Here is a 17,788-nt window from a genome sequence, read left to right on the forward strand (position 1 = left end):
ACGACCGAGGCTAACGACGCGCGAGGCCCGATCCGGCGCCCAGAGGGGACCTGTCAGGCCCCCTCTGGCCCGGAATTCCACGGCCCGGTCCGGACCAGGCCGGAACAGCGTCGTCACCGCCGCACGCGCACCACCCCGTCCTGCACCACGGCCGCGAGCCCGGTCGCCGGATTCGCCAGCACGTCGAGGTCCGCCAGCGGGTTCGCCCGTGCGAGCACGACGTCACCCCGGGCGCCGGGTGCGAGCGTGCCCACCGTGCCCACCTGCCGCAGCAGTTCGGCGGCGACCGTGGTGGCCGAGCGCAGCACCGCGGCCGGCTTCTGCACCTTGGCGCGCAACGAGAACTCCTCCGACTGCCGCGCCTGCATCGCGCCCAGCAGGTCGCTGCCGTAGGCGATGCGGACGCCGGCGGCGTCGGCGAGCTGCAACGCCTGGTAGCCGTTTTCCGTCACCCGCACGACCTTTTCGTACTGCTCGGCCGTGAAACCCAGCTCGCGGCTCTGCTCCAGCAAGGCCTGGTAGGTGATCAGCGTGGGCACGTAGAACGCGTCGTGCGCGAGGAACAGGTCGATCGACGTCGCGTCGAGGAGGTTGCCGTGTTCGATCGTGCGGACGCCGAGGCGCAGCCCGCGGTTCACGGCGTCGGCGGTGTAGGCGTGGCCCGCCGTGTAGAGGTTCGCCGCGGCCGCCTCCTCGACGATCGCGGTCACCTCCTCGTCGGAGAACTGCAGGGAGTCCACGCGGTCCGTGGGGCTCGCGCAGCCGCCGGACAGCATGATCTTGAGGTGGTGCGCGCCGCGGCGGATCTCGTCGCGGGCGGCGCGGCGCACTTCGTCCACGCCGTCGCACACGCGGCCGAGCACGGGGATCGCGTAGTGCTGGTCGTGCACGTCGCGCCCGGCCGGCCGCAGGTCGCCGTGCCCGCCGGTCTGCGAAAGCGCCTTGCCGCCGAAGAAGATCCGCGGCCCCGTGAACAGGCCTTCGGCCACGGCGGCGGCGATGCCGAAGTCGGCGCCCCCGACGTCGCGGACGCTCGTGAAGCCGCGGGCCAGCATGTCCTTCAGCAGGTGCGACGCCTGCGCGGCCACGTACGCGGGCGACTCGTCCGCGACCGTGCCGAGCGCCGCGCTCACGGCGTTCACGTGCACGTGGCAGTCGATGAGCCCCGGCACGGCGAACAACCCCGTGCCGTCCAGCTCGCCGTCCCCGGCCGGACCACCGGGATCGGCTTCGATCGCCGTGATCCGCCCGCCGGTGATGCGGACGACCTGGTCGCCGGTCACCTGCTCGGACTCGGGATCCACAACGCTGACGTGCCGGACGCTGAGGTCGGCGGGCATGCGGGCACCTCCAGAGGGTTCGTCGGGTTCAGCCACGTCCGATCGTCTCCTGTCCGATCGTCTCGAGCGAGCGGCCGGTGGTGCGCTGGCCGAACACGGCCACCACCCCGGCACCGATCACGAGCAGGACCAGCAGCATGGTGAACACGCCGCCGAACCCGACGTTGCTGTAGGAGAAACCGATCACGATCGGCGCGATGATGCCGCCGATCCGCCCGACCGCCGACGCGACGCCGAGGCCGGTGGTGCGGATCATCGTCGGGTAGATCTCGGACGTGTAGGAGTACTCGAGCGCCGCGTTGCCGTTCATGAAGAACGACAGCACGATGCCCCAGACCAGGATCTGCGTGCTGTTGCCCGCGAACGCCAGCCCCAACGCGCCGAGCGCGCCGCCCGCCAGGTAGATCACGATCGTCCACTTGCGCTCGATCCGTTCGCTCACGAATGCGGCCGAGTAGTAGCCGGGGATCTGCGCGAGGTAGATGACGATGGAGAACAGGAAGCTCTTCGAGATGTCGAAGCCCTGCTTCACCAGCAGCGACGGGATCCAGGTGAAGAAGCCGTAGTAGGTGAAGATGGCGACGAACCAGTAGACCCACGACGTGATCGTGGTCTTGCGCAGCCCGGACGACACCAGTGCGCGCAGGTTCGACAGGATCGTGCCCGAGGACACCTGCACCTCTTCGTCCTGTGTGGACGGTTGTGGGGCCGGCAGCGGGCCGACGCGGGCGCCGACCTGGCGCTCGATGTCGGCGACCACCAGCTCGGCCTCGGCGACGCGGCCGTGGACGTGCAGGAACCGCGGCGACTCCGGCAGCGAGCGGCGCCACCACAGCAGCATCACGATCGGCACCGCCGTGAGCACCTGGACCCAGCGCCAGCCGTGCGGTACGTCGCTGACCACGAAGTAGCCGAGCAGGCTCGCGAACACGTAGCCGAACGCGAAGAACCCGGCCAGGGAACCGATGTAGCGCCCGCGCACGCGCGAGGGCACGAACTCCGACAGGTAGGGCGCGATGATCGCGCTCTCCGCGCCGGTGCCCATGCCCGCCACGACGCGCGCGACGAACAACACTGCGAAGTTCGGCGCGACGGCCGCGACGAGGCTCGCGGCCGCGTAGAGGATCAGCGCGCTGACCATGACCGCGCGCCGGCCGATCCTGTCGCCGAGCACCCCGGCGCCGAACGCGCCGAAGAGGAAGCCGATCAGCAGGCTGCTGCCCAGGATGCCGGTGGCTCCGCTGGACAGGCCCCATTCGGCGGTGACGGAGGGGAGGATGAAGGCGACGATCGCGCCGTCCATCGCGTCGAAGGTGTACCCGAGGCCGCCCGCGAAGAGCAGCTTGTAGTGGAACCGGGAGATCGGCAGGCGTTCGAGCCGGGCCGCCAGCACGTGCGAAGTGAGCTTCGGGGGCGCGCCGGTCGTTTCTGACATGGAGCCTCCCACGATGGGGGACGAGGTCAGGACACTGTACAATGTCACATGACACATGGCACGATGAATTTCCGAGCGTTTACACGTTCGGCTCGGGAGCACGGCTCTGAGTAACATCGATTTCGTGGAGGTTTCATGACCGGGCGCGAAAAGCCATGGCACGGCGTGCTGGTGGCGGCCGCACTTCCCTTGCGGGAGACCGAGCCGGGTGCGCTGACCGTCGATTTCGACGCGTACGCCGAGCACGTCGCGTGGCTGGCCGAGAGCGGTTGTGACGGCGTCACGCCCAACGGTTCGCTGGGGGAGTACCAGACGCTGAGCGTCGAAGAGCGCACGCGCGTGGTCCGCACCGCGGTCGAAGCGGCGCCCGAGGGCTTCACGGTGATGCCGGGCGTCGCCGCGTACGGCGCGACGGAAGCACGGCGCTGGGCCGAAAGCGCGGCCGAGGCGGGCTGCTCCGCCGTGATGCTGCTGCCGCCCAACTCCTACCGGGCCGACGAGCGCGCGGTGGTCGAGCACTACCGCGAGGTCGCGAAGGCGGGTGTGCCGATCGTCGCGTACAACAATCCCTTCGACACCAAAGTCGACCTCGTGCCGGAGCTGCTGGCCGAGCTGCACGCCGAGGGCCTGATCGTCGGTGTGAAGGAGTTCTCGGGCGACGTGCGCCGGCCGTACCGGATCGCCGAGCTCGCGCCGGAGCTCGACGTGCTGTGCGGTGCCGACGACGTGCTGCTGGAGCTGGCGACCGCCGGCGCGCCCGGCTGGGTCGCGGGCTACCCCAACGCGTTCCCGAAGGCCACCAGCGAGCTGTGGGCCGCGGCGTCGGCCGGCGACCTGAAGAAGGCCGTGCCGCTCTACCGGCTGCTGCACCCGTTGCTGCGCTGGGATTCGCTCACGGAGTTCGTGCAGGCGATCAAGCTGAGCATGGACATCGCGGGCCGCTACGGCGGGCCCTGCCGTCCGCCGCGGGTGCCGCTCACGCCCGAGCAGGAGAAGGCCGTCCGCCAGGCCACCGAACGAGCGCTCGAGGAAGGGCTTTCCTAGACCATGCGCGCCAAGCGGCTGTTCCACGCGGTCGACTCCCACACCGAGGGCATGCCGACCCGGGTGATCACGGGTGGGGTCGGCGTCGTGCCGGGTGCCACGATGTTCGAGCGCCGGCAGTACTTCGTCGAGCACCTCGACCACCTCCGGCAGCTGCTGATGAACGAGCCGCGCGGGCATTCGGCGATGAGCGGCGCGATCCTGCAGCCGCCGACGCGCCCGGACGCCGACTGGGGCGTGCTGTTCATCGAGGTGTCGGGCTGCCTGCCGATGTGCGGGCACGGCACCATCGGCGTCGCGACGGTACTGGTCGAGACGGGCATGGTCGAGGTCGTCGAGCCGGTCACCACGATCCGGCTCGACACCCCGGCCGGGCTCGTCGTCGCGGAGGTCGCGGTGCAGGACGGCGCCGCGCGGTCGGTGACGATCCGCAACGTGCCCTCGTTCTCGGTCGGGCTCGACCGCAAGGTGGCCGTGCCGGGGCTCGGCCAGGTGCGCTACGACCTGGCCTTCGGTGGCAACTTCTACGCGATCGTGGAGCTCGAGGAGCTCGGGCTTCCCTTCGACCGCGCGGAAAAGCAGAAGCTGCTCGACGCGGGATTGTCCATCATGGACGCGATCAACGTCCAGGACCTCCCTGTGCACCCGGAGAACCCCGCGATTTCGGGCTGCCACCACGTGTACCTCGCCGCGCCGGGTTCCGACGCGCGGGTCTCGCGCCACGCCATGGCGATCCACCCGGGCTGGTTCGACCGTTCGCCGTGCGGCACCGGCACGAGCGCGCGGATGGCGCAGCTGCACGCCCACGGCGAGCTGGCGCTGCACACCGACTTCCGCAACGAGTCGTTCATCGGCACGCACTTCATCGGCCGGCTGGTGGAGGAGACGACGGTGGCTTCGCTGCCGGCCGTGATCCCGACCATCACCGGCCGCGCGTGGCTGACCGGCACGGCGCAGTACTTCCTCGACCCCGACGACCCGTTCCCGGCGGGGTTCGAACTGTGATCGAGGTCCTGGCCGCGCGGCCGTCGATACCCGCGGCGATCGCTGCGCTGCGGGCAGCGCTGGCCGACGGTCTCGACCCTTCGGCGGATCCGGCGCGCGCGGTCGTTCCGGTGCCGAGCGGGCAGTTCCTGCTGATGCCGGCGTTCTGGGGTGCGTTCGCCGGGGTGAAGGTGGCGACGGTCGCGCCCGGGAACCCGGCGCGTGACCTGCCGCGGATCCAGGGCGAGTACCTGCTGCTGGACGGCGCGACGTTGACGCCGCTGGCCCTGCTCGACGGGGTGGCGGTGACGTCCGTGCGCACGGCGGCGGTGTCGGCCCTGGCCGTGGACTGCCTGGCGGCGCCGGACGCGTCGCGGCTGGTGGTGTTCGGGACCGGCCCGCAGGCGGCGAGCCACCTCGAAGCGCTGCGGCAGGTCCGGCCGGTGCGCGACGTCGTCGTGGTGGGGCGTTCGGCCGCGCGTACCGCGGCTTTCGCGGCGGCTCAGGGCGCGCGCGTCGGCACTGCGGCGGACGTGGCTTCGGCCGACCTGGTGGTGTGCTGCACGACTTCGTCGACGCCGTTGTTCGACGGCGCCCTGGTTCCGGACGGGGCGACGGTGGTGGCGGTCGGTTCGCACGAACCGCACGTGCGTGAGATCGACGCCGCGTTGATGGGCCGTGCGACGGTGGTCGTCGAAGCGGTCGACACCGCCCTGCGCGAGGCCGGCGACGTCGTGCTGGCGGTTTCCGAAGGAGCACTGGCGCCGGACGCGCTGGTGCCGCTGTCCGATGTGGTCCGCGGGGCGGCGCTGCCCGGGTCGGGGCCCCGGCTGTTCAAGAGTGTGGGAATGGCGTGGGAGGATCTGGTGGTCGCCGCCACCACCTACGAGGCCGCCCGGGGAGAGTCACGTTGACCAGCCAGGAGCACCTCACGCTGACGCTCCCCACCTTCGGCGTGCAGCGGAACCTGCGCGACCAGATCACGCAGACGCTGCGCGCCGCCGTCATCTCCGGCGAGCTGCGCCCCGGCGTTGTGTACTCGGCGCCCAGCCTCGCCACGCAGTTCGGCGTCTCCGCGACACCCGTGCGCGAGGCCATGCTCGACCTCGTCAAAGAGGGCTTGATCGACACGGTGCGCAACAAGGGTTTCCGCGTCACCGAACCGTCCGAAAAGGACCTCGACGACCTCAGCGAGCTGCGCGCCCTCATCGAGGTGCCCACCGTCCGCCGCCTCGCCGAGACCGGCGTCGACCCCGCCGTGATCGCCGAGCTGCGCCCGCTGGCCACCGGCATCGAACACGCGGCCGCCGCGCACGATCTCATCGCCCACGTCGCCACGGACATGCAGTTCCACCTGCGCCTGCTCGAACAGGCGGGCAACCCCCACCTCGTCGAGACCGTCCGCTCCCTGCGCTCCCGCTCCCGCATCTACGGCCTCCGCGGCCTCGCCGACCGCGACGAGCTCATCCCCTCCTCCCACGAACACGCGGAACTCCTGGACCTCATCGAAGCCCGCGACGCCGCCGGCGCGGAGGCCCTGATGACCCGCCACATCCGGCACGTGCGGGGAATCTGGGCGGAGGAACCGAGGCACTAGGGCCGGACGAACAACCGCCGGTGCCATTCCTCGGCTTTGGCGCCACTCCGCTCGAGCGCCGCGATCATGGGACGGTTCATGGCGTCCACGTACGCATGAACCGTGGCCAGACCGCGTTCGCGAGCCGCTCGGTAACCCGCGTAGGCAAGCTGCTCACCCAGCCCGCGACCGCGATGCTCGTACGCCACAGAGAGATAACAGAGTACGGCGGAGTCGCCTGCGGCGCTGATTCCGACAACTCCGGCTGACTCGCCCTCCGGTGACTCGGCGAGTAGCCAGGACTTCTCGTCGGCGGGCTGCACGTCCTGACGGAGAAAACTGTCGGCCCAGTCTCGTGGGGCCTGCCGGGTCAAGCCGCGGCGATCGCTGCGGTCGAGAGTGGTTGTCGCGGCGCTCGCCATCACCTCGGCCACCCGCTCACGGCCGACTTCGGCCAGAGTCCGAAACCTGAGGTCGTGAGACACGATCAACGGTTGCCCAGTATCGACCCACGCGAGACGATGCCTTTCGACGGCCAGCTCGAAGCCGGTGTCTCGTGCGATCGTGCATCGGTCGTCGGCGTCCTCGTGGACCGAGTCGTTGATGTCGAGATACAGCGGCGCGCAACGCAGAGCGGGATCCGCGCCCGCGGAGAGCACGACGGCCCCCGTGGCGGTGTCGCCGGCCGGGAAGGACCACCGGGCCAAGGTGTACGCCAACGGCTGCCGCTCGAACACCTCCGCCCGCCCGAGCGTCACTCCGGCCACGATGTCGCCGTGCCGATCCAGCTCCAACCGCACGATCGGCCGGAGCGTCGAGCCGGGCCGGACATCCGTCTCGCTCAGGTGGTGGCGAATCAACCGTTCCATTGGGCTCCTTCCCATCACCCTGCCTGGTTTTGGCGTCGTTCGCGGCGGCCGACAATAGCCGGTTCCGAAGCGAGCTGGCTGGCGGAATTCGCGGCGGCGTTGTGCGAAAGTGGATTCCCGAACGAGGGGAGTCCGGGAATGGGCGAGGAAGCCGCCACGGCGCAGGAGCTGTTCGACGCCATCGGAGCCGGGTACGAGGAGGCCTTCGGCCGGCCGCCGGTGGTCGAAGTGGCGGTGCGGGAGCTGGTCGCGGTGCTGCCGCCGGGGGCGCGGGTGCTCGACGTCGGCAGTGGCACCGGCCGGCCGGTCGCCGAGGACCTGGCGAAAGCCGGGCACCGGGTCACGGGGCTTGACGTGTCGGGCGAGATGGTCCGGATCGCGCGGGAGCAGGTGCCGGCCGCGGAGTTCCGGCACGTGGACGTGCGGGAGTGGGAGTCCGAACCCGAGAGCGGGGACGCGGTGTGCGCGTTCTTCCCGTTCCTGCAGATGACTCGCGCGGAAACGGAGTCCGTGCTGGGCAAGATCGCGGGGTGGCTGAAGCCGGGCGGACGGTTCTCGCTCATCACCGTGCCGAAGGACATCGAAGACGTGCCGCTCGAGTTCCTCGGCCACGCCGTGCGTCTCACCAGTTTCGCGGCCGGTGATCTCGAAAGCCGGGTCCGGGCCACCGGGCTCGAGGTGACCGGGACGCGGTCGGAGGTCTTCGAGCCCGGCAAGCCCGGCGCGGAGCCGGAAGAGCACTTCCTGATCACCGCACGGAAACCCTGATCACTCCCCGGAAAACCGCTGCGAAAGCTCGTTCACCTCGGGCAGCCCGATGAGCGTCGTGAACTCGTCGAACGTCGGCACGCCCGGCAGGGCGGCCGTGGGCGTGCCGTCGCGGCGGATGACGTCCAGCAGGGAGCGGATCCCGGCCGTCGCGGCGAGCAGGGTGCCGATCGGGTAGAGCACGAGTGAAAAACCCAGGTCCGTGATACGCGACAGCGGCAGCGGCGGGGTCCGGCCGCCTTCGGCCCAGTTGAACACCAGGGGCGCGACGCCGCGCAGCTCGGTGGCCACGCGTTCGATGCTCTCCTCGCTCGTCGGCGCTTCCACGAACAGCACGTCGGCGCCCGCGTCGGCGTAGGCCTTGGCGCGGCCGAGCGCGTCGTCGAGGCCGTGGACGGCGGCGGCGTCCGTGCGGGCGATGAGCACGAAGTCCGGGTCGCGCCGCGCGGCGGCGGCCGCGGCGATCTTGCCGACCATCTCCTCGCGCGAGATCACGGCCTTGCCTGACATGTGGCCGCACTTCTTCGGCATCACCTGGTCTTCGAGGTGGATCGCCGCGACGCCGGCCTGTTCGTACGCCCGCACGGTGCGCACCACGTTGATCGCGTTGCCGTAGCCGGTGTCGGCGTCGGCGATCACCGGCACGTCGACGGCCGAGACGATGCGCGTCGCGTTGTCGATCATCTCCGCGGCGGAGAGCAGGCCCACGTCCGGGCGCCCGATGAGCGACGCGGTGGTGCCGAAGCCCGTCATGTACACGACGTCGAACCCGGCCTGCTCCACCAGCCGGGCCGAAAGCGCGTCGTACGCCCCGGGCGCGACCAGCGGCGGGCCCGCGGCCAGCAGCTCGCGCAGGCGCTTGCGCGGGGTTCCGACGGTACCGAGCAGATTTCCCACGGAATTCCTCCTTGTATACATCCAGAGCAAAACTACGCCGCACGCCTTGCGGCGGACAAGACTCCGGCCTAGATTGCACACAATCTTCGAGACGGGGTGACGGGTGACACAGGCGGCGACTTCATCGGGACGCGCGGTGGACGCACTGCGCGAGCTGATCCTGAAGGGCGAGTTCCCGGCGGGCGCCCGGCTCGGCGAGGTCGAGCTGGCCGTCCGGCTCGGCGTGAGCCGGACCCCGGTGCGCGAGGCGCTGACCCGCCTCGCGGCCGAGGGCCTCGTGGAGATCGTCCCCAATCGCGGGGCGCGGGTCAGCCGGTGGACCGTCGCCGAGCTGGAAGGCGTCTTCGAGCTGCGCACGCTGCTGGAACCCCAGCTCACGGCGCTCGCCGTGCCCCACGCGACCGAGGCCGACCTGGCCGCGCTCGACGAGCTCGCCGCGCGCATGGTCGAGGTCGGCTGCCCCGGACCGGGACAGGACCTCGACGCGCTCGTGCCGATGAACCGCGACTTCCACGCCAAGCTCGTGGAGCTCGCCCGCCACCCGGCCCTGGCCGGCGCGCTCGCGAGCGCCATCCACGCGCCGATCGTGCTGCGCAACTTCCACACCTACGACGAACAGTCCCTGCGGCGCAGCCTCGCGCACCACGTCGAGATCGTCGCCGCCCTCCGCGCCGGTGACTCCGACTGGGCGCGGGCCACCATGACCGCCCACATCCGCAACGCCCGCGCTGCAATGTTGGCCCCGGCTTCGCCGGGGCGTGCGAGATCGCCGGGAAGCCGGCGTCTCGACTGAACGGTCGGATCGGCCGGGGCCGATCGCACCGTCCAGTCGAAACGCCGGCGCGATCTCGCGCTGTGGTAGCCGGACGTAACGCCCGCGCCGTAACGGTGCGAACCAGACAACACAGGAGAAGGCATGACTCATCTCCCCAGCGACACCGCCACGGCGGACAGCCCGTCCTCTGAACAGCAACCACAGAGCGAGATCGCGCCGGCGTCGGCGGAGCCGAGGCCAAATTACCGGCTTGGTGTCGACGTCGGCGGCACGTTCACCGACGTGCTGCTGGTCGAGGAGACGACCGGCGGCACCTGGCGGGCGAAGACCCCGTCGACCCCCGCCGACCAGTCGGTCGGCGTCCGCAACGGCATCGCGAAGGTGTGCGCCGACGCGGGCATCGCGCTGAGCGAGGTCGCGCAGGTGCTGCACGGCACGACCGTGGCCACCAACGCCATCCTCGAAGGCAAGGGCGCCCGCGTGGGGCTCGTGACCACGCGCGGGTTCCGCCAGGTGCTGCAGATCGCGCGCTCCTACGTCCCGGGCGGGCTGGCCGGCTGGATCATCTGGCCGAAGCCGGAACCCTTGGCGGCGCTGGAGAACACCGTCGAGGTCGACGAGCGCATCGCCAGCGACGGCGCGGTGATCCGCGAGCTCGACGAGGCCGACGTACGGGCCCAGCTGGAGAAGCTGCGAGGCCGTGACATCCAGGCGCTCGCCGTGTCGCTGATCAACTCCTTCGCCGACTCCGCGCACGAACGCCGTGTGGGCGAGATAGCCGCCGAGGTGCTGCCCGGTGTCCCGGTGTCGCTGTCGTCGGACGTGCTGCCCGAGCTGCGTGAGTACGAGCGCACGGTCACCACCGTCGCCAACGGTTACGTGCAGCCGCAGGTGAAAAAGTACGTCGAGACCCTGGCCAGTGAGCTCGCCGCCAGCGGCGTGGCCGGTGAGCTGGCCATCCTCCGCAGCGACGGAGGCCTCTCGGCCGCCGACGCCGCCGTCGCCGCCCCCGTGACGATGCTGCTGTCCGGTCCAGCCGGCGGCGTGACCGGCGCGGTGTGGGTGGCCGAGCAGTGCGGCCACCGCGACCTCATCACGTTCGACATGGGCGGCACGTCCACCGACGTCGCGCTCGTGCAGGACCTCAACCCGCGCATCGGCCGGGAGACGCAGGTCGGTGACCTCACCGTGCGAGCGTCCAGTGTGGACGTTCGGACTGTGGGCGCCGGCGGCGGATCGATCGCCCACGTACCGGAACTGACGAAGGCGCTGCGCGTCGGCCCGCAGTCCGCCGGCGCCGACCCCGGCCCGGCCGCCTACGGCAAGGGCGGCACCGAGCCGACGGTGACCGACGCCAACGTGGTCCTCGGCTACCTGCCCGCGCAGCTGGCGGGCGGCGAGATCACGCTCGACGTCGAGGCCGCTCGTACGGCGGTCGCCAAGGTGGCCGACGCGATGGGCCTGCCCAGTGTCGAAGCCGCGGCGGCCGGGATCATCGACATCGTCAACGAGAACATGCTCGGCGGCCTGCGCCTGGTCTCGGTGCAGCAGGGCTTCGACCCGCGCGACTTCGCGCTCGTCACGTTCGGCGGCGCGGGTCCCCTGCACGCCAACGCCCTCGGCAAGCTCACCGGCGCGTGGCCCGTGATCGTGCCGCCGTCGCCGGGCGTGCTGTGCGCGCTGGGCGACGCGACCACGAGCCTGCGTGACGTGTCGGCCCGCACGGTGCTGCGCCGCTTCGCCGACCTCACCGGCGCCGAGCTCGTGCAGATCCTGCGCGAGCTCGGCGACGAGGCCGGCGGCCGGCTCGTGGAGCAGGGGCTCGACCGCGCCGACCAGACCCTCGGGTTCCAGGTCGACGTGCGCTACCACGGCCAGGGCTTCGAGATCCCGGTCGAGGTCGACCCGGCGTCGCTGGACGCGCCCGGCACCGCGCTCGACCTGCTGGCCAAGCACTTCGACGCCGAGCACGACCGGCTGTTCTCCTTCCTGCTCAACGTGGACCACGAGCTGGTCAACGCGCGCGCCACCGTCACCGGCCCGCGCCCGTCGGTGGCGGCCGTGACGCTGGCCGAGGGCACCGGCGACCCGGCGGCCGCGCTGGTGGACACGCACCCGATCCACGTGTCGGGCAAACAGCTCGACGCGAAGGTCTACGACCGCGCGAAGCTTCTCGCCGGTGACGTCGTCGCCGGGCCCGCCATCGTGACCGAAATGGACTCCACGACCCTCGTGCTGCCCGAGCACGCCGCCACCGTGCACGCGTCCGGCAGCCTGCTGATCACCCCGCTGGAGGGCTGAACCTTGGCTGAGATCATCGAGACCGCCACCGGCGCGATCACCAAGTCCGAAGTGGACCCCGTCACCCTCGACCTCATCGAGAACGGGCTGCGCAACGCCCGCTATGAGATGGACGAGGTGCTCTTCCGCACCGCGCTCTCGCCCGGCATCCGCGAGCAGCACGACGAGTTCCCGCTCATCGGCGACCCGAGCGGCAAGATGGTGGTCGGCCAGTTCGGACTGTCCATCCCGGACTTCCTCGAGGGCTTCGACGACACCATCGAAGAGGGCGACGTGCTGATGACGTCGGACCCGTACGCCTGCGGCGCGGCGATCAGCCACGCCAACGACTGGCTGATCGTGATGCCGATCTACCACGAGGGCCGGCTCGTCGGCTGGGCCTCGATGTTCGGGCACATGTCCGACGTCGGCGGCAAGACCCCGTCGTCGATGCCCACCGACGCACGCACGATCTACGAGGAAGGTGTGGTCGTCCCGCCGTTCAAGCTGTACCGCAAGGGAAAGCTCAACGAGGACGCCCTGCGGATCATCCTCAACCAGGTCCGCATGCCCGACTGGAACCGCGCCGACCTCAACGGGCTCGTCGCCGCCTGCCGCACGGCGTCGCGCCGCGTGGTGGAGATGTGCGACCGGTTCGGCACGGCGACCTACCTGTCCGCTTTGGACGCTTTGCTGCAGCGCAACTACGACGCCATGAAGATCCTGCTGCAGACGGTGTTCGAAGACGGCAAGACGATCAGCTTCACCGACTACATCTGCGACGACGGCGTGGGTTTCGGCCCGTACGAGCTGAAACTCTCGCTCACCCGCACCGGCGAGAAGGTGCACCTGGATTTCACGGGCAGCTCGCCGCAGGCCGCGGGGCCGATCAACTACTACATCAACGAGAACCTCACCCGGATGTTCTTCGGGATCTACATGATCACCGTGGCCGACCCTCAGATCCTGTGGAACGACGGGTTCTACCCGCTGGTCGACGTGACCATTCCGGACGGTTCCTACTGGAAGCCGAAGCACCCGGCGTCGCTCAACGGCCGCAACCACGGCATCGGCCGCGTGTTCGACCTGTTCGGCGGCCTGCTCGGCCAGACGAACCCGGCTCTGCTCAACGCGGCCGGCTTCTCGTCCAGCCCGCACTTCATGTACTCCGGCAACTACTCGAGCGGCGAGCGCAAGGGCGAGTGGTTCCAGCTGTACTCGATCGGCTTCGGCGGCATCCCCGGCCGGCCGCTGGGCGACGGGCCCGACGGGCACTCGCTGTGGCCGAGCTTCGTGAACATCCCGTGCGAGTACCTGGAGTCCTACTACCCGCTGCGCATCGAACGCTGGGAGACCGTCGCCGACACCGGTGGCGCGGGGCTGCACCGCGGCGGCAACGGTGTCGACGTGACCTACGTCTTCGAAGAACCCGGCACCATCGCCATCCACGACGACCGCTGGCTCACCTACCCGTGGGGCGTCAACGGCGGCGCACCCGGCGCGCGCGGGACGAAGTGGATCGACCGCGCCGACGGCACCAGGGAAGTCCTGCCCAGCAAGTGCCACGACGTCCCGGTGCACACCGGCGACGTGCTGCACTTCGTCACCTGGGGTGGCGGCGGCTGGGGCGACCCGTTGGAGCGCGACCCCGCGCTGGTGGGCCTGGAGGTCGAACGCGGCCTCGTGACGCCCGACGGTGCCCGCGCCTACGGCGTGGTCGTCGCGGCGGACGGCACGGTGGACGCCGACGCGACGAAGACGTTGCGTGATCAGCTGCGCGCCTCGCGGCCGGCGGAGCTGCCGGTGTTCGACATGGGCCCGCCGATCGAGGAGCTGCTGGCCAACTGCGAGGCGGAGACCGGCCTGCCGGCGCCGCAGCGCCCGGTCTGGTCGGCGTCGTGAGCGGGCCGCACGGGTCCGCGTTCTCCGGCCGGCTCGGCTGGGGGGCGCGGCCCGCGCTGCTCGTGATCGACCTCGTGCGCGCGTACACCGAAGCCGGCGGTCCTTTCGAACTCCCCAGCCCGGGGCCCGCGATCGAGGCGACCCGCGCGTTGCTCGAAGCCGCGCGCACGGCCGGGCACCCGGTGGTGTGGACATCGGTGGTCTACACGCGCGGCCTCGCCGACGGTGGGCTGTTCGTGGAGAAAGTCCCGGCGCTCAAAGCGTTCGAGGAAGGCGCCGAAGGCGGGTGGGGCGAGATCGGCCCGCTGAAACCCGAACCGGGGGAAGCCGTCGTGACCAAGCAGTACGCGTCGGCGTTCTTCGGCACCTCGCTTGCGTCCACTTTGCACGCGTCCGGTGTGGACACTCTCGTCGTCACCGGGGTTTCCACCTCCGGCTGCGTGCGAGCGTCCGCAATGGACGCACTCAACCACGGGTTCCGGCCCAAGGTGGTGCGCCAGGCGTGTGCGGACCGCACGGAAGCCGTGCACGACAACAATCTGGTGGATCTCGACGCGAAGTACGCCGACGTCGTGAATGTCGAAGAGGCGTTGAAAAACCTCGGGAAATGACCACGAGGGGCCTCCCCAGGCCGGCTCGGGATACCGGCGGGGAGGCCCCTCTGTGGTGCGGCCGCGACTACTGTTGCTGCTGGTCGTCGCCGCCGAAGCGTTCCTTCAGCTTGTCGGCACCCTGGTGAATCTGGTCGCCGTGCTTGCCGCCGGTCTTTTCGTCGGCGAAGTCGGCGGCCTTGTCGACGCCCTGGCCGACCTTGTCCGGGTGCTGGCCCGCGAACTCCTGCAGCTTCTCCTTGGCCTTGTCGAACATGCCGTCCATCTCGCGCTCCCTTCCGTCGTGCCGAATTCGGGTGGACGTTCCGAGGAGTACCCAGCAGTTCACCGGGTCAGCCCCATTGTCCCCTCATCGGGTGAGATGGGAGCGGAAGGTTTTTCAGTTGAAGCGACCGGCTCCGTCGAGGTAGGACACCTTTTCGACGGTGATCCCGCCTTCGAGCAGCTCGTCGGCCCGCGCGACCAGGCCACGCAGCGCGTCATTGCCACTGTGGACCTTCAATGCGTCGAGGTCGGCGAACATCTCGTAGAAGACGAACTCGTCCTCACGCTTGTTCAGCAGGTAGAGCAGCGTGCCCTCTTCCTGCCGAGCCGCGTCGACGAGCCCGCGCAGCAGCTGCTCCACCTCCGCCTCTTTGCCCGCTTTGGGACGGATGTAGGCGATCTGCGCGACTGTCATTCCTGACCTCCAAGACGAGGGTGTTCCCGGCTCGTCAAACCTACTGGGTTCAGGGCTTCACGGTGCTGTGGTGTTGGAAGGGCCATTGCGCCACCGGACGCGCCAGCAGCTCCTCGGGCGGGTCGGGCAGCCGCGGGGGAGTGGCGTTCCAGCGCGCGATGACCACGACGCGGTCCTGGCCGCCCAGGTAGACGTCGGCGCCGGCGAAGTGCTCCGTGGCGGTGAGTTCCGGCACGGCGGTGGCCTCGACCCACGCCAGCAGGTCCTGCTGGCGGCCCGGCGCGGCGCGGACTTCCCACATCAGTGTGTCGCTCATGGCCGCGACTCTACTGCGCCGATCGTCGCCGATTCGACCGCAGTCACGGCCGAATGGCTTCGCAGCAACGGTTACGTGCCGCGCGGGGACCGGCTTGCTTCCGGCCGGATCAGCAACGGCGGCACCGCGGGCACGGCAGTGGCCGACGCGATGTCCTCGGCGGTCAGGCGGAACGCTTCGGGGTAGTGCTCACGCTCGGTGCGGCGGGCCGGTTCCGTGCTGCGCCAGGTGTAGCGGCAGCGCGCGCACTGGTGCACGGTCCACACGCCGGCCACGGGGGAGTCGGCGAGCTTCGGGATGTCGGGGTGGTCACACCGGGGGCAGGTCACGGGCGGGGCTCCTTCCGGGGCGGTCATCGGGCGGCCAGCCTGCGCAGTTTGTCCACCCACGCGGCGGTTTCCGGCAGGTCCTTCACCGGCTGGCTGAAGTGGCCGCGCGCGTCCGGCGCGACGGGGGTGGTCGCGTCGATGATCATCTTGTGGGTGATGCCCGCGGGGTCGGCCGCCGGATCGAGGGCGACCACGGGCAGGTTCGGCAGCACCATCACGTCGCCGGCCGGGTTGACCTTCGTGGAGACCGCCCACATCACGCGGGGCAGGTCGAACGGGTCCACGTCCTCGTCGACCACGATCACCGTCTTGAGGTATCCGAGGCCGTGCGGCGTGGTCATGGCGCGCATGGCGACGCTTTTCGCGAAACCGCCGTAGCGCGACTTCGTCGAGATGATCGCGAGCAGGCCGTGGGTGTACATCGCGTTGACGGCCTGCACCTCGGGGAACTCCGCCGTGAGCTGCTGGTGGACGGGCACGCAGGTGTTGGCGGCCATGAGGAAGTCGATCTCGGTCCACGGCATGCCGAGGTAGAGCGACTCGAACACCGGGTTCGTGCGGTACGAGATCCGGTCGATGCGGATCACGGGCATGCTGCGTCCGCCCGAGTAGTGGCCGGTGAACTCGCCGAACGGGCCTTCCAGCTCACGTCGGCGGCCGACGATCACGCCTTCGGCCACCACTTCCGCGCCCCACGGCACGTCGAGGCCGGTCAGCGGCGCGGCCGTGACCGGGGCGGGCGCGCCGCGCAGGGCGCCGGCCAGCTCGTACTCGTTCTGGTCGTAGGCCAGGGGCGTGGCGGCGACGATGGGGATCACCGGGTCGTTGCCCAGCGCGATCGCCACCGGCAGGTCCTCGCCCGCGCGCTCGGCCTTGGCCAGCTGCAGCGCGATGTCGTGCATCGGCACGGGCTGGATGCCCAGCTCGGCGCGGCCTTTCACCTGCAGGCGGTAGATGCCGACGTTCTGCTTGCCGTCGTTGCCGGGGTCCTCGGGGTCGCGCGAGACGACGGCGGCCTTGTCGAGGTAGAAGCCGCCGTCGCCGTCGTTGAGGCGGAACAAGGGCAGCACGGAGAACAGGTCGACGTCGTCGCCTTCGAGCACGTTTTCCGCCCACGGCGGGTTTTCGCGGCGCTCCACGGGCACCGGGAACGTCTCCCAGCGGCGGATGAACTCCGCGACCTGGTCCTTCACGCCCGTGCCGGCGGGCAGCCCGAGCGCGAGCGCGTGGTTGGCCCAGGAGCCGTGGACGTTGAGGGCGACGCGGGCGTCGGTGAAGCCTTCGAGGTTGTCGAAGTACAACGCGGGGGCGGCGTCACCGAGCTTCGGCGCGGCGTTGGCGGCCGCGGCGAGGTCCGGCTCGGGGGAGACCGGCTCGGTCACCCGAACCAGCTGACCCTCCTTGTCGAGCTTGGTCAGGAACGACCTGAGGTCGTCGTGCGGCATGGGTCCTCCTGCGGGTGGTGGGAGAAGGCCGGCATCGGCGGCGGCTCCTCCGGTTCCCCGGCTCAATAAGTTCGTATACGAACCGTTCGCATTCATACTAACATGGCGATCATGACGAGCCGGATGGACGAGTCGGTCTTCCACGCGCTGCGGCGCGCGATGCAGGAGCACGGCGCCCGTTGGCAGGCGAAGCTGCCGGGGCTCACGAAGCCCCAGTACGCCGTGCTGGTGGCGATCTCGGAGACGCCGGGCCTCGATCAGGGCGCGGCGGGGCAGCGGGCGGCGACGGACAAGGCGACGCTCGCGAACCTGCTGCTGCGCCTGGAAGAACGCGGGTTGATCACCCGTACGGTGGGCACCGACCGGCGCCGCCGCGAGCTGCGGCTCACGCCGGCGGGGGAGGAACTGCTCGCCGCGGCGATGCCCGTCGTCGATCGGGTGAACGAGTCGATGCTCGCCCCGCTGGACGACGACGAACGCCGTCAGCTGGTGGCGCTGCTCACCAAATTGGCGATCTGAGGCCCGGTAGGGTCGGGCG

General features: G+C 70.4%; 19 protein-coding genes. 10 read left to right on the forward strand and 9 right to left on the reverse strand.

What is annotated here, in order from left to right; all coding sequences use genetic code 11:
- Positions 1-113: 113 nt before the first annotated feature.
- Together ACFY1H_RS30710 and ACFY1H_RS30715 are read right to left on the reverse strand one after the other, a co-directional pair.
- Complete coding sequence (locus ACFY1H_RS30710; RefSeq protein WP_366585465.1) at positions 114-1,340, reverse strand: amidohydrolase family protein; 1,227 nt, start codon at positions 1,338-1,340, stop codon at positions 114-116.
- Between the two features lie 28 nt (positions 1,341-1,368).
- Positions 1,369-2,775: an MFS transporter gene (locus ACFY1H_RS30715; RefSeq protein WP_366585467.1), complete on the reverse strand. Its 1,407-nt coding sequence runs from the start codon at positions 2,773-2,775 to the stop codon at positions 1,369-1,371.
- A gap of 135 nt (positions 2,776-2,910) precedes the next feature.
- Here ACFY1H_RS30715 and ACFY1H_RS30720 point away from each other — a divergent pair, with 135 nt between their 5' ends.
- Genes ACFY1H_RS30720 through ACFY1H_RS30735 form a run of 4 tightly spaced genes read left to right on the forward strand, consistent with a single transcriptional unit; the run spans position 2,911 to position 6,400 of the window.
- Positions 2,911-3,819 carry a dihydrodipicolinate synthase family protein gene (locus ACFY1H_RS30720; RefSeq protein WP_386952055.1) on the forward strand — a complete coding sequence of 303 codons (909 nt, stop codon included), beginning with the start codon at positions 2,911-2,913 and terminating at the stop codon, positions 3,817-3,819.
- 3 nt (positions 3,820-3,822) lie between these two features.
- Entirely contained in the window at positions 3,823-4,824 is a 1,002-nt protein-coding gene (locus ACFY1H_RS30725; protein WP_386952058.1) for a proline racemase family protein, read from the forward strand.
- Entirely contained in the window at positions 4,821-5,717 is an 897-nt protein-coding gene (locus ACFY1H_RS30730) for an ornithine cyclodeaminase family protein (protein ID WP_386952060.1), read from the forward strand. The genes ACFY1H_RS30725 and ACFY1H_RS30730 overlap by 4 nt, the downstream gene beginning before the upstream one ends.
- Positions 5,714-6,400, forward strand: coding sequence for a GntR family transcriptional regulator (locus tag ACFY1H_RS30735; protein WP_366585475.1), 687 nt, complete (start codon positions 5,714-5,716; stop codon positions 6,398-6,400). Before ACFY1H_RS30730 ends, ACFY1H_RS30735 begins: the two co-directional genes overlap by 4 nt.
- Here ACFY1H_RS30735 and ACFY1H_RS30740 read toward each other — a convergent pair.
- Entirely contained in the window at positions 6,397-7,248 is an 852-nt protein-coding gene (locus tag ACFY1H_RS30740) for a GNAT family N-acetyltransferase (RefSeq protein ID WP_386952063.1), read from the reverse strand. The two genes, ACFY1H_RS30735 and ACFY1H_RS30740, sit on opposite strands and share 4 nt — an antisense overlap.
- Positions 7,249-7,386: 138 nt before the next feature.
- Here ACFY1H_RS30740 and ACFY1H_RS30745 point away from each other — a divergent pair, with 138 nt between their 5' ends.
- Positions 7,387-8,016: a class I SAM-dependent methyltransferase gene (locus tag ACFY1H_RS30745; RefSeq protein WP_386952066.1), complete on the forward strand. Its 630-nt coding sequence runs from the start codon at positions 7,387-7,389 to the stop codon at positions 8,014-8,016.
- Here ACFY1H_RS30745 and ACFY1H_RS30750 read toward each other — a convergent pair whose 3' ends face one another.
- On the reverse strand, positions 8,017-8,913 hold the full coding sequence (locus ACFY1H_RS30750; protein ID WP_386952068.1) for an oxaloacetate decarboxylase: 897 nt from the start codon (positions 8,911-8,913) through the stop codon (positions 8,017-8,019).
- A 136-nt stretch (positions 8,914-9,049) separates the two neighbouring features.
- On the opposite strand from ACFY1H_RS30750, the gene ACFY1H_RS30755 reads away from it, so the two are divergent.
- The 4 genes from ACFY1H_RS30755 (at position 9,050) to ACFY1H_RS30770 (ending at position 14,481) form a co-directional block, all read left to right on the forward strand.
- Positions 9,050-9,706, forward strand: a complete 657-nt coding sequence (locus ACFY1H_RS30755) for a GntR family transcriptional regulator (RefSeq protein ID WP_386952071.1) — start codon at positions 9,050-9,052, stop codon at positions 9,704-9,706.
- Between the two features lie 123 nt (positions 9,707-9,829).
- Positions 9,830-11,989: a hydantoinase/oxoprolinase family protein gene (locus ACFY1H_RS30760; RefSeq protein WP_386952074.1), complete on the forward strand. Its 2,160-nt coding sequence runs from the start codon at positions 9,830-9,832 to the stop codon at positions 11,987-11,989.
- Between the two features lie 3 nt (positions 11,990-11,992).
- A complete protein-coding gene (locus ACFY1H_RS30765) occupies positions 11,993-13,870 on the forward strand; it encodes a hydantoinase B/oxoprolinase family protein (RefSeq protein WP_386952076.1) in 1,878 nt (625 codons plus the stop codon).
- Complete coding sequence (locus ACFY1H_RS30770; protein WP_386952079.1) at positions 13,867-14,481, forward strand: isochorismatase family protein; 615 nt, start codon at positions 13,867-13,869, stop codon at positions 14,479-14,481. Before ACFY1H_RS30765 ends, ACFY1H_RS30770 begins: the two co-directional genes overlap by 4 nt.
- A gap of 67 nt (positions 14,482-14,548) precedes the next feature.
- On the opposite strand, the gene ACFY1H_RS30775 is transcribed toward ACFY1H_RS30770, so the two are convergent.
- From ACFY1H_RS30775 to ACFY1H_RS30795, 5 genes are all read right to left on the reverse strand, one after another.
- Complete coding sequence (locus tag ACFY1H_RS30775; RefSeq protein ID WP_285968502.1) at positions 14,549-14,746, reverse strand: antitoxin; 198 nt, start codon at positions 14,744-14,746, stop codon at positions 14,549-14,551.
- Between the two features lie 114 nt (positions 14,747-14,860).
- Entirely contained in the window at positions 14,861-15,160 is a 300-nt protein-coding gene (locus tag ACFY1H_RS30780) for a putative quinol monooxygenase (RefSeq protein WP_386952082.1), read from the reverse strand.
- Positions 15,161-15,209: 49 nt separating this feature from the next.
- Positions 15,210-15,476, reverse strand: a complete 267-nt coding sequence (locus ACFY1H_RS30785) for a hypothetical protein (RefSeq protein ID WP_366585495.1) — start codon at positions 15,474-15,476, stop codon at positions 15,210-15,212.
- Positions 15,477-15,547: 71 nt separating this feature from the next.
- Entirely contained in the window at positions 15,548-15,805 is a 258-nt protein-coding gene (locus ACFY1H_RS30790) for a non-oxidative hydroxyarylic acid decarboxylases subunit D (RefSeq protein WP_386952086.1), read from the reverse strand.
- A gap of 23 nt (positions 15,806-15,828) precedes the next feature.
- The gene (locus tag ACFY1H_RS30795) at positions 15,829-17,250 is read right to left on the reverse strand and encodes a non-oxidative hydroxyarylic acid decarboxylases subunit C (RefSeq protein WP_366585499.1); all 1,422 of its coding nucleotides are present in this window, start codon (positions 17,248-17,250) and stop codon (positions 15,829-15,831) included.
- Positions 17,251-17,361: 111 nt separating this feature from the next.
- Between ACFY1H_RS30795 and ACFY1H_RS30800 the strand changes: the two genes are divergently transcribed.
- Positions 17,362-17,769, forward strand: coding sequence for a MarR family winged helix-turn-helix transcriptional regulator (locus ACFY1H_RS30800; protein WP_366585501.1), 408 nt, complete (start codon positions 17,362-17,364; stop codon positions 17,767-17,769).
- Positions 17,770-17,788: the final 19 nt, after the last annotated feature.

The organism is Amycolatopsis sp. NPDC001319 (assembly GCF_042896185.1).
Taxonomy (GTDB): Bacteria; Actinomycetota; Actinomycetes; order Mycobacteriales; family Pseudonocardiaceae; genus Amycolatopsis.